Below are 1,617 nucleotides of genomic sequence, written 5' to 3'. Positions count from 1 at the left end.
GGAGGGACTCGATGACGGGGATGACGATGATGATGACGTTCACCGGGCGCATGGCCGGGAAGACCACCTGGAAGAAGGTCTGGACCGCGTTGGCGCCGTCGATCTGGGCCGCCTCGCGCAGGGTCGGATCCACGCCCTTGAGCCCGGCCAGGTACAGGATCATGACGTAGCCGGCGTGCCGCCAGGTGGCGGCGAAGAGGGCTGCCCAGATGTTGACGCTCGAATCCCCGAACCAGTCGACGGCCTGGGGCGTGCCGGCGGTGCCAAGCAAGAAGTTCAGGAGGCCGCTGTCCCGGTTGTAGAACAGCTGCCAGATGATCCCGATCAGGGCCAGGGAGAGCATCACCGGGGCGAAGAAGATGCTCTGGTAGATCCGCGTGCCGCGGATGTTCTGGTCCAGGAGCACGGCCAGGAGCAGCCCCAGCGGGGTGGCGACGAGTGCCAGGAACGCCAGCCACAGCACGTTGTGCTGCATGGCCGGCCAAAACGGCGGGTAATCCTGGGCGATGAACTGGTAGTTCTCGACGCCGGCGGGCTTGATGTCGGTCAGCTCCAGCCCGTTCCAGCGGGTGAAGGACAGTCCGACCGACATGAGGGTGGGGATCCAGACCAGTACGAGCTGGATCAGCGTGGGGATGCCCACCATCAAGCCGAGCACCACTTTGTCGCGGCCGGACAGCCGCCGAACCCGCCGCGCGGGGGCTGCGGCTGCTTTGCGCCCCCGCGCCGACGGGTTGGTAGAGACACTCATGGAGATTCCTTGCCTTGTGAAATTCAGAGCGAAATGCAGAGGAAAGAGCCGTGCTGACCGCGCGGTCACCCGCGCGGTCAGCACGGCGCTACTGGGCGGCGTACAGGGACTTGGCCTGGGCTTCCAGGTTCTTCACATCGACGTTGCCGTCCTTGATGAACGACTGGAGCGCCGGGATCATCACGTTGTTGGCCATGGCGGGCAGGGCATCGCGGTCGAAGAACTGGCTGATGTTCTTGGCGCCGCTGATGGCCTCGGCCAGCTTCTTGTTCAGCGGAGTGAACTTGGAGGTATCGGCGCCCTTGGCGGTGGCGATGTTGGACGAGTCGACCGAGGCGTACACATCCTGTCCTTCCGGGGTACCGACGTAGGCCAGGAAGTCCCGGGCGGCCTGGTTCTGGCCGCCCTTCTTGGAGAGCAGCAGGCCGTCGATGGGTGCCTCGATGGCATCCTGGCCTTCCACCGCGACCTCGGGGAACGGGAAGAAGTCGATGTCGTCGGCGATTGTCTTGTCCGTGAACTGCTGGGTGAGGAAGGAGCCGAGCAGGTACATGCCGGATTTCTTGTCCGCGAGGGACTTCGCCGAGTCCTGCCAGGTCATGCCCAGCGCGTTCGGGTTCTGGAACGGGAGCAGGGCCTTCCAGGTGTCGAAGACGTCGCTGACCTTCTTCTGGTCCCAGCTTTCCCGGTGCGCGGTGAGGTCCATGTGGAACTGGTAGCCGTTCAGGCGCATGTTCAGGTAGTCGAACGTGCCCATGGCGGGCCAGCCGTCCTTGTCCGCGAATTCAATCGGGATCAGGCCGTCGGCCTTCATCTTGGTGGCGAGGGCCTTCAGCTCATCGAACGTCGTGGGGACGGTGTACCCC

Annotated in this window: 2 protein-coding genes; both read right to left on the bottom strand. The window is 64.5% G+C overall.

Annotated elements, in window-relative coordinates; genetic code table 11:
* Positions 1-751, bottom strand: a 751-nt coding sequence (locus tag LQV45_RS30930) for a carbohydrate ABC transporter permease (RefSeq protein ID WP_230011115.1), incomplete at its 3' end; no start/stop codon positions are given.
* 88 nt (positions 752-839) lie between these two features.
* Positions 840-1,617 (bottom strand): ABC transporter substrate-binding protein (locus LQV45_RS30925; protein WP_230011114.1); only part of this gene is annotated, 778 nt, incomplete at its 5' end.

This window comes from Microbacterium sp. Bi128 (genome assembly GCF_918698205.1).
The sequence above is the reverse complement of the archived record's forward strand: the minus strand, read 5'-3'. Positions and strand labels throughout refer to the sequence as shown.